General features: G+C 66.0%; 4 protein-coding genes. All 4 read left to right on the forward strand.

Annotated elements, in window-relative coordinates; genetic code table 11:
- The first annotated feature begins 336 nt into the window (after positions 1–336).
- The 4 genes from rplJ (at position 337) to ACFWFI_RS37015 (ending at position 9,495) form a co-directional block, all read left to right on the forward strand.
- Positions 337–900, forward strand: coding sequence for a 50S ribosomal protein L10 (gene rplJ, locus ACFWFI_RS37000; RefSeq protein WP_329231821.1), 564 nt, complete (start codon positions 337–339; stop codon positions 898–900).
- An 86-nt stretch (positions 901–986) separates the two neighbouring features.
- Entirely contained in the window at positions 987–1,370 is a 384-nt protein-coding gene (rplL, locus tag ACFWFI_RS37005; RefSeq protein ID WP_103517760.1) for a 50S ribosomal protein L7/L12, read from the forward strand.
- A gap of 611 nt (positions 1,371–1,981) precedes the next feature.
- Positions 1,982–5,467, forward strand: a complete 3,486-nt coding sequence (rpoB, locus tag ACFWFI_RS37010; protein WP_387399187.1) for a DNA-directed RNA polymerase subunit beta — start codon at positions 1,982–1,984, stop codon at positions 5,465–5,467.
- A 128-nt stretch (positions 5,468–5,595) separates the two neighbouring features.
- On the forward strand, positions 5,596–9,495 hold the full coding sequence (locus tag ACFWFI_RS37015) for a DNA-directed RNA polymerase subunit beta' (protein WP_387399190.1): 3,900 nt from the start codon (positions 5,596–5,598) through the stop codon (positions 9,493–9,495).
- Positions 9,496–9,541 lie beyond the last annotated feature (46 nt).

Here is a 9,541-nt window from a genome sequence, read left to right on the forward strand (position 1 = left end):
CTTCGGAGGGTGCGGGGCCCGTCCTCGTACGCGGGGCTCCGACCGGGACGAGAGGCCCTCAAACCTCTCGGGCCGGTCGAACCGGGACGGATTTGCTCCGGACGGCCCCGGTCGCGTACTCTCACCAGGAAGCCAAAGACCGCTGGTCGTTACCGGGACCTCGCAAGAGGAAACGGTGACCGAAGGATCCGTCGAGAACGGGCGACCTGCGCAGGTGACTGTGGAAAGCTCCCGGATTCATTCGGTCGAGCTACGCCCTGGCGCCTGCGCCGGGGCGTTTCGTCTTTCCCGGCCCCTTCTGAGCGGTCCTCATCACCCGGAAGGAGGCCGACGCTCATGGCAAGGCCCGACAAGGCTGCCGCGGTAGCCGAGCTGACGGACCAGTTCCGCAGCTCGAACGCCGCTGTGCTGACCGAGTACCGGGGTCTCACCGTGGCGCAGCTCAAGACGCTGCGTCGTTCGCTCGGTGAGAACGCCCAGTACGCCGTGGTGAAGAACACGCTGACCAAGATTGCGGCCAACGAGGCCGGGATCGACACGCTGGACGACCTGTTCGCAGGTCCGACGGCGGTTGCCTTCATCACCGGTGACCCGGTGGAGTCGGCGAAGGGTCTTCGTGACTTCGCCAAGGACAACCCCAACCTCATCATCAAGGGCGGTGTCCTTGACGGTAAGGCGCTGTCTGCCGATGAGATCAAGAAGCTCGCGGACCTCGAGTCCCGCGAGGTTCTGCTCGCCAAGCTGGCCGGCGCCATGAAGGGCAAGCAGACTCAGGCTGCGCAGCTCTTCCAGGCTCTGCCGTCGAAGTTCGTCCGCACCGCGGAAGCGCTTCGCGCCAAGAAGGCCGAGCAGGGCGGTGCCGGTACGCCGGCTCCCGCCGACGCCGAGGTGGCGGAGTAACACTCCGCGTCCACGGCTCGCAGCGGGCCCGTACGCCCGCCTACATATACATCCGGCACCTGCCGAATTAGTGGAAGGACGCCATCATGGCGAAGCTCAGCCAGGAAGACCTGCTCGCTCAGTTCGAGGAGCTCACCCTCATCGAGCTCTCCGAGTTCGTTAAGGCGTTCGAGGAGAAGTTCGACGTCACCGCCGCCGCGGCCGTCGCCGTCGCCGGTCCCGCCGCCGGTGGCCCCGCCGCCGAGGCCGAGGCCGAGCAGGACGAGTTCGACGTCATCCTCACGGGTGCCGGCGAGAAGAAGATCCAGGTCATCAAGGTCGTGCGTGAGCTGACCTCGCTGGGTCTCAAGGAGGCCAAGGACCTCGTGGACGGCGCCCCGAAGCCCGTCCTCGAGAAGGTCGCCAAGGAGGCCGCCGAGAAGGCTGCCGAGTCCCTCAAGGGCGCCGGCGCCTCCGTCGAGGTCAAGTGACCCTGCGAGTCATCTGACTCCTCAGGACCGACTCTGCCGCGAGGCGGGGTTGTCACATCGCAAAGGGCGATCACCCATCCGGGTGGTCGCCCTTTGGCGTGCCCCTGGAGGCTGCCTTGAACTTCCGCCCGCGACGAGTAGGGTGATCATCGCCGTGCGTTTCTCCGGGGCGCTCAGAGGGCCGTCAACAGGCGTCCTCAGGGCACAGGTGAAGATCGCCGGACGTCCGCCGGGGCCACAGGGCCTTGACGAACCGCACGCGGCGCGCAATTCTCAGGACGCGTCGTCATCTCGATCCGCATCCGAGGCATGGATCGAGAGCGAAGAGGGCAGTAAAGAAGAGCGCACCCCGCGCGAGGGCTATTCATAGGTGTTGAGAACAGCTGTTGAGAGCAACGTGGGTCTCTGAGAACCCCGACTGGACATCAGTGTGCCGCTTGGCTACACTGACCCTTTGCGCTGCCTGTTAGCTGCCTCCTGCCCGTCACCAGGGGCATGCCCACGCCTAGCACCGATGACCGGACATTCCCTGACCTTGGGATTTCTGTCTCTGTGTGCGGCTTGGGGCCGGTACGCGCGTAGTGAGTCCGAGCCCTCGGAAGGACCCCCTCTTGGCCGCCTCGCGCAACGCCTCGACCTCGAATACGAACAACGGTGCCAGCACCGCCCCGCTGCGCATCTCTTTTGCAAAGATCAAGGAGCCCCTCGAGGTTCCGAACCTCCTCGCGCTGCAGACCGAGAGCTTTGACTGGCTCCTCGGTAACGCCGCCTGGAAGGCTCGCGTCGAGGCTGCTCTGGACAGTGGACAGGACGTCCCCACCAAGTCCGGCCTGGAGGAAATCTTCGAGGAGATTTCGCCGATCGAGGACTTCTCCGGGTCGATGTCGCTCACGTTCCGCGACCACCGCTTCGAGCCCCCGAAGAACTCGATCGACGAGTGCAAGGAGCGCGACTTCACGTTCGCCGCGCCGCTCTTCGTCACGGCCGAGTTCACCAACAACGAGACCGGCGAGATCAAGTCCCAGACGGTCTTCATGGGCGACTTCCCGCTCATGACCAACAAGGGCACCTTCGTCATCAACGGCACCGAGCGTGTCGTCGTGTCGCAGCTCGTGCGCTCGCCGGGTGTCTACTTCGACTCCTCCATCGACAAGACGTCCGACAAGGACATCTTCTCCTCCAAGATCATCCCTTCCCGGGGTGCCTGGCTGGAGATGGAGATCGACAAGCGCGACATGGTCGGTGTCCGCATCGACCGCAAGCGCAAGCAGTCCGTCACCGTCCTCCTGAAGGCTCTCGGCTGGACCACCGAGCAGATCCTCGAGGAGTTCGGCGAGTACGAGTCCATGCGCGCCACCCTGGAGAAGGACCACACCCAGGGCCAGGACGACGCGCTGCTCGACATCTACCGCAAGCTGCGTCCGGGCGAGCCGCCCACGCGCGAGGCTGCTCAGACGCTGCTCGAGAACCTCTACTTCAACCCGAAGCGCTACGACCTCGCGAAGGTCGGCCGCTACAAGGTGAACAAGAAGCTCGGCGCCGACGAGCCGCTCGACGCCGGTGTGCTCACCAGCGACGACATCATCGCCACCATCAAGTACCTGGTGAAGCTGCACGCCGGCGAGACCGAGACGACCGGCGAGTCCGGCCGTTCGATCATGGTCGAGACCGACGACATCGACCACTTCGGCAACCGCCGTATCCGTAACGTCGGTGAGCTGATCCAGAACCAGGTCCGTACGGGTCTCGCTCGTATGGAGCGCGTCGTGCGTGAGCGCATGACCACCCAGGACGTCGAGGCGATCACGCCGCAGACCCTGATCAACATCCGGCCGGTCGTCGCCTCCATCAAGGAGTTCTTCGGCACCAGCCAGCTGTCCCAGTTCATGGACCAGAACAACCCGCTGTCGGGCCTGACGCACAAGCGTCGTCTCAACGCGCTCGGCCCGGGTGGTCTGTCCCGTGAGCGCGCCGGCTTCGAGGTCCGTGACGTTCACCCGTCGCACTACGGCCGCATGTGCCCGATCGAGACGCCCGAAGGCCCGAACATCGGTCTGATCGGCTCGCTGGCCTCCTACGGGCGCATCAACCCGTTCGGCTTCATCGAGACGCCGTACCGCAAGGTCGTCGAGGGCGTCGTCACCGACGACGTCGACTACCTGACGGCCGATGAAGAGGACCGCTTCGTGATCGCCCAGGCGAACGCGACGCTCTCCGAGGACATGCGCTTCACCGAGGCCCGCGTCCTGGTCCGCCGTCGTGGCGGGGAGATCGACTACATCCCCGGTGACGACGTCGACTACATGGACGTCTCGCCGCGCCAGATGGTGTCGGTCGCGACCGCGATGATCCCGTTCCTCGAGCACGACGACGCCAACCGTGCCCTCATGGGCGCCAACATGATGCGTCAGGCCGTCCCGCTCATCAAGAGCGAGGCGCCGCTGGTCGGTACCGGCATGGAGTACCGCTGTGCCACCGACGCCGGTGACGTGCTCAAGGCGGAGAAGGCGGGTGTGGTCCAGGAGGTCTCCGCGGACTACATCACCGTGACGAACGACGACGGCACGTACACCACGTACCGCATCGCCAAGTTCTCGCGCTCCAACCAGGGCACCTCGGTCAACCAGAAGGTCGTCGTCTCCGAGGGCGACCGCGTGATCGAGAGCCAGGTCCTCGCCGACGGGCCCGCCACCGAGAACGGTGAGATGGCGCTCGGCAAGAACCTGCTCGTGGCGTTCATGCCGTGGGAGGGTCACAACTACGAGGACGCGATCATCCTGTCGCAGCGCCTCGTGCAGGACGACGTCCTCTCCTCGATCCACATCGAGGAGCACGAGGTCGACGCCCGTGACACCAAGCTCGGCCCGGAGGAGATCACCCGGGACATCCCGAACGTCTCCGAAGAGGTCCTCGCCGACCTCGACGAGCGCGGCATCATCCGTATCGGTGCCGAGGTCGTCGCCGGCGACATCCTCGTCGGCAAGGTCACGCCCAAGGGCGAGACCGAGCTGACCCCGGAGGAGCGCCTGCTCCGCGCGATCTTCGGTGAGAAGGCGCGCGAGGTGCGCGACACCTCGCTGAAGGTCCCGCACGGCGAGATCGGCAAGGTCATCGGCGTCCGCGTCTTCGACCGCGAAGAGGGCGACGAGCTGCCGCCGGGCGTGAACCAGCTGGTCCGCGTCTACGTCGCGCAGAAGCGCAAGATCACCGATGGTGACAAGCTCGCCGGCCGTCACGGCAACAAGGGCGTCATCTCCAAGATCCTGCCGATCGAGGACATGCCGTTCCTGGAGGACGGCACCCCGGTCGACATCATCCTCAACCCGCTGGGTGTCCCGTCCCGAATGAACCCGGGACAGGTCCTGGAGATCCACCTCGGCTGGCTCGCCAGCCGCGGCTGGGACGTCTCCGGTCTCGGTGACGAGTGGGCCCAGCGTCTGCAGGCCATCGGTGCCGACCAGGTCGCCCCCGGCACCAACGTCGCCACGCCCGTCTTCGACGGCGCCCGCGAGGACGAGATCACCGGCCTCTTCCAGGCCACGATCCCGAACCGCGACGGCGACCGGCTGGTCCAGCCCTCGGGCAAGGCCAACCTGTTCGACGGCCGCTCCGGCGAGCCGTTCCCCGAGCCGGTCTCGGTCGGCTACATGTACATCCTCAAGCTGCACCACCTGGTCGACGACAAGCTCCACGCCCGTTCGACCGGACCGTACTCCATGATCACGCAGCAGCCGCTGGGTGGTAAGGCACAGTTCGGTGGGCAGCGATTCGGTGAGATGGAGGTGTGGGCCCTTGAGGCTTACGGCGCCGCATACGCCCTCCAGGAACTCCTGACGATCAAGTCCGACGACGTCACCGGCCGCGTGAAGGTCTACGAGGCGATCGTCAAGGGCGAGAACATCCCCGAGCCCGGCATTCCCGAGTCCTTCAAGGTGCTCATCAAGGAAATGCAGTCGCTCTGCCTCAACGTGGAGGTGCTGTCCTCGGACGGTATGTCCATCGAGATGCGTGACACGGACGAGGACGTCTTCCGCGCGGCGGAGGAGCTCGGTATCGACCTGTCCCGGCGCGAGCCGAGCAGCGTCGAAGAGGTCTGACGGGTTGGCCGGCCGGATCCCAGTGATCCGGCCGGCTCTCCCCGGACCCGTTCAGACCATTGCTGAAGTGCCCCGATTTCTCGCTCAGGCGAGGGGGCTCGAACCCCCGAAAGAGGGATTGACGACAAGTGCTCGACGTCAACTTCTTCGACGAGCTGCGGATCGGCCTTGCCACCGCGGACGACATCCGGACCTGGTCCCACGGCGAAGTGAAGAAGCCGGAGACCATCAACTACCGCACGCTCAAGCCCGAAAAGGACGGACTCTTCTGCGAGAAGATCTTCGGTCCGACCCGGGACTGGGAGTGCTACTGCGGCAAGTACAAGCGTGTCCGCTTCAAGGGCATCATCTGTGAGCGCTGTGGCGTGGAGGTCACGCGCGCCAAGGTGCGCCGTGAGCGCATGGGCCACATCGAGCTTGCCGCTCCCGTCACCCACATCTGGTACTTCAAGGGCGTCCCGTCGCGCCTCGGCTACCTGCTGGACCTCGCGCCGAAGGACCTCGAGAAGGTCATCTACTTCGCCGCGTACATGATCACGTTCGTCGACGAGGAGCGCCGCACGCGTGACCTCCCGTCGCTGGAGGCGCACGTCTCCGTCGAGCGCCAGCAGGTCGAGAACCGTCGCGACTCGGACCTCGAGAACCGCGCCAAGAAGCTCGAGACCGACCTGGCCGAGCTCGAGGCCGAGGGTGCCAAGGCCGACGTGCGCCGCAAGGTGCGCGAAGGTGCCGAGCGTGAGATGAAGCAGCTGCGCGACCGTGCGCAGCGCGAGATCGACCGTCTCGACGAGGTGTGGAGCCGCTTCAAGAACCTCAAGGTCCAGGACCTCGAGGGCGACGAGCTGCTCTACCGCGAGCTGCGTGACCGCTTCGGCACGTACTTCGACGGCTGCATGGGCGCCGCCGCGCTGCAGAAGCGCCTGGAGTCCTTCGACCTCGACGAGGAGGCCGAGCGCCTCCGCGAGATCATCCGCACCGGCAAGGGCCAGAAGAAGACCCGTGCGCTCAAGCGCCTCAAGGTCGTCTCCGCGTTCCTGCAGACCAGCAACAAGCCCAAGGGCATGGTGCTCGACTGCGTGCCGGTCATCCCGCCGGACCTGCGTCCGATGGTGCAGCTGGACGGTGGCCGCTTCGCGACCTCCGACCTGAACGACCTGTACCGCCGTGTGATCAACCGCAACAACCGCCTCAAGCGTCTCCTTGACCTCGGTGCCCCCGAGATCATCGTGAACAACGAGAAGCGGATGCTGCAGGAGGCCGTCGACGCGCTGTTCGACAACGGCCGCCGCGGTCGCCCGGTCACCGGTCCCGGTAACCGCCCCCTGAAGTCCCTCAGCGACATGCTGAAGGGCAAGCAGGGCCGTTTCCGTCAGAACCTCCTCGGCAAGCGCGTGGACTACTCCGCGCGTTCCGTGATCGTCGTCGGTCCGCAGCTCAAGCTGCACCAGTGCGGTCTGCCGAAGGCGATGGCGCTGGAGCTCTTCAAGCCGTTCGTGATGAAGCGCCTGGTGGACCTGAACCACGCGCAGAACATCAAGTCGGCCAAGCGCATGGTCGAGCGTGGCCGCACCGTCGTGTACGACGTCCTCGAAGAGGTCATCGCCGAGCACCCGGTGCTGCTGAACCGTGCGCCCACCCTGCACCGCCTCGGCATCCAGGCCTTCGAGCCGCAGCTGGTCGAGGGCAAGGCCATCCAGATCCACCCGCTCGTCTGCACCGCGTTCAACGCGGACTTCGACGGTGACCAGATGGCCGTGCACCTGCCGCTCTCCGCGGAGGCGCAGGCCGAGGCCCGCATCCTGATGCTGTCCTCGAACAACATCCTGAAGCCGGCCGACGGTCGTCCCGTCACCATGCCGACCCAGGACATGGTGCTGGGTCTCTTCTTCCTCACCACGGACGAAGAGGGCCGCAACGCCAAGGGCACGGACCGCGCGTTCGGCTCCACGGCCGAGGCCACCATGGCCTTCGACGCCCGCGAGCTGTCGCTGCAGGCGAAGGTCGACATCCGCTTCCCGGTGGGCACCATCCCGCCGCGTGGCTGGGTGCCGCCGGTCATCGAGGAGGGCGAGCCCGAGTACCAGCCGGGCGACACCTTCCGGCTGCGTACGAGCCTGGGCCGCGCGCTCTTCAACGAGCTGCTGCCCGAGGACTACCCGTTCGTCGACTACTCGGTGGGCAAGAAGCAGCTCTCCGAGATCGTCAACGACCTGGCCGAGCGCTACCCCAAGGTCATCGTGGCGGCGACGCTCGACAACCTGAAGGCGGCGGGCTTCCACTGGGCGACGCGTTCCGGCGTCACCGTGGCCGTCTCCGACATCGTCGTGCCCGAGGCCAAGAAGGCCATCGTCAGGGGCTACGAGGAGCAGGACGAGAAGGTCCAGAAGCAGTACGAGCGCGGTCTCATCACCAAGGACGAGCGCACGCAGGAGCTCATCGCGATCTGGACCAAGGCGACCAACGAGGTTGCCGAGGCGATGAACGCGAACTTCCCGAAGACGAACCCCATCTTCATGATGGTCGACTCGGGTGCCCGAGGAAACATGATGCAGATGCGTCAGATCGCGGGTATGCGTGGTCTGGTGTCGAACGCCAAGAACGAGACGATTCCCCGTCCCATCAAGGCGTCCTTCCGTGAGGGCCTCACCGTTCTGGAGTACTTCATCTCCACGCACGGTGCCCGTAAGGGTCTGGCGGACACCGCCCTGCGTACCGCCGACTCGGGTTACCTGACCCGTCGTCTGGTGGACGTCTCGCAGGACGTCATCATCCGCGAGGAGGACTGCGGCACCGACCGCGGCCTCAAGCTGAAGATCGCCGTCAAGGGCGCCGACGGCGTCCTGCGCAAGACGGACGACGTCGAGACCTCGGTCTACGCCCGCATGCTCGCCGAGGACGTCGTCATCGACGGCAAGGTCATCGCGCCTGCCAACGTCGACCTCGGTGACGTCCTGATCGACGCCCTCGTGGGCGCCGGCGTCGAGGAGGTCAAGACCCGTTCGGTCCTGACCTGTGAGTCCGCGGTCGGCACCTGTGCCTTCTGCTACGGACGCTCGCTCGCCACCGGCAAGCTGGTCGACATCGGTGAGGCGGTCGGCATCATCGCCGCCCAGTCCATCGGTGAGCCCGGTACCCAGCTGACGATGCGTACCTTCCACACCGGTGGTGTGGCGGGTGACGACATCACGCAGGGTCTGCCGCGTGTCGTCGAGCTCTTCGAGGCGCGTACCCCCAAGGGTGTCGCCCCGATCTCGGAGGCCAAGGGCCGGGTCCGCATCGAGGAGACCGAGAAGACCAAGAAGCTCGTGGTCACCCCGGACGACGGGAGCGAGGAGACGCCGTTCCCGATCTCCAAGCGTGCCCGTCTCCTGGTCGGCGAGGGCGACGCGGTCGAGGTGGGCCAGAAGCTCACCGTCGGTGCCACCAACCCGCACGACGTGCTGCGGATCCTCGGTCAGCGCGCGGTCCAGGTCCACCTGGTCGGCGAAGTCCAGAAGGTCTACAACTCGCAGGGCGTGTCGATCCACGACAAGCACATCGAGATCATCATCCGGCAGATGCTGCGCCGTGTGACGATCATCGAGTCCGGCGACGCGGAGCTGCTGCCGGGCGAGCTCGTCGAGCGCTCGAAGTTCGAGACCGAGAACCGTCGTGTGGTCACCGAGGGCGGTCACCCCGCCTCCGGCCGTCCGCAGCTGATGGGTATCACCAAGGCCTCGCTCGCCACCGAGTCGTGGCTGTCGGCGGCGTCCTTCCAGGAGACCACCAGGGTTCTGACCGACGCGGCGATCAACGCCAAGTCGGACTCCCTGATCGGCCTCAAGGAGAACGTCATCATCGGTAAGCTCATCCCGGCCGGTACGGGTCTGTCCCGCTACCGCAACATCCGGGTCGAGCCGACCGAGGAAGCCAAGGCCGCGATGTACTCGGCCGTCGGCTACGACGACATCGATTACTCGCCGTTCGGCACGGGCTCCGGCCAGGCCGTTCCGCTGGAGGACTACGACTACGGTCCGTACAACCAGTAGAAGTGAGTGAGAAGGGCGCCCACCCCGTCGAGCAACGCGACGGGGT

The organism is Streptomyces sp. NPDC060209 (assembly GCF_042728155.1).
Taxonomy (GTDB): Bacteria; Actinomycetota; Actinomycetes; order Streptomycetales; family Streptomycetaceae; genus Streptomyces.

Excerpts from the sequence above, each read along its gene's own strand:
- rplJ (WP_329231821.1), top strand. The coding sequence starts at position 337 with ATGGCAAGGCCCGACAAGGCTGCCGCGGTAGCCGAGCTGACGGACCAG.
- rplL (WP_103517760.1), top strand. The coding sequence starts at position 987 with ATGGCGAAGCTCAGCCAGGAAGACCTGCTCGCTCAGTTCGAGGAGCTC.